This window comes from Novosphingobium sp. B-7 (assembly GCF_000410615.1).
In the GTDB taxonomy this organism is placed as follows: domain Bacteria; phylum Pseudomonadota; class Alphaproteobacteria; order Sphingomonadales; family Sphingomonadaceae; genus Novosphingobium; species Novosphingobium capsulatum.
The window spans coordinates 7376-7884 of the sequence record NZ_KE148397.1; the positions used below are offsets into that span (position 1 = coordinate 7376).

Annotated in this window: 1 protein-coding gene; it reads right to left on the bottom strand. The window is 68.2% G+C overall.

Annotated features, from left to right (window positions below):
* Window positions 1–18 precede the first annotated feature (18 nt).
* A complete protein-coding gene (locus tag H926_RS0117220) occupies window positions 19–324 on the bottom strand; it encodes a hypothetical protein (RefSeq protein ID WP_108350170.1) in 306 nt (101 codons plus the stop codon).
* Window positions 325–509: the final 185 nt, after the last annotated feature.

Here is a 509-nt window from a genome sequence, read left to right on the forward strand (position 1 = left end):
CTCGATCATACCGCCGCCTCAGCGCGCATCCTCGCGCACCACGGCGTTCTGGGCAAGAGCAGCATCAGTGCCGATCGCGGTGCGGCGGAAACAACCGCGGTTCTTGCCCGGATCGGGATGGCAGGCCACCACGGCGACACGGCCAGCGGCTGCATCGGTGCGTTCCGCCACCGGCGCGGCGACGGCAGCGGGGCGGCACAGCGCGGGACGGCCAGGCGCGCCCTGGCACACCGGGGCCGGGTGAGCAGCGGCAGTGGGAGCGGCCAGCAGCGGAGCTGCCGGGGCCGAAAGCGTCGCCAGAGCGAGGAAGGAAGCGAGGATCATGAGGGGGACACTCCGCAGGAAATTGATCGTGAAATTGGTCGTGTCCGGGGTAACACCATGCCTTTTGCGCGATGGGTGCGGCTTCGTGAAGAAGTGTTGCTGCGCAAGAAAAGATTGCGCCTTCATGTCCACCCTGCGCGCCATGCCGCAGCAAAGTGCCGGTGCGGCATGGCGCCGGCATAGGG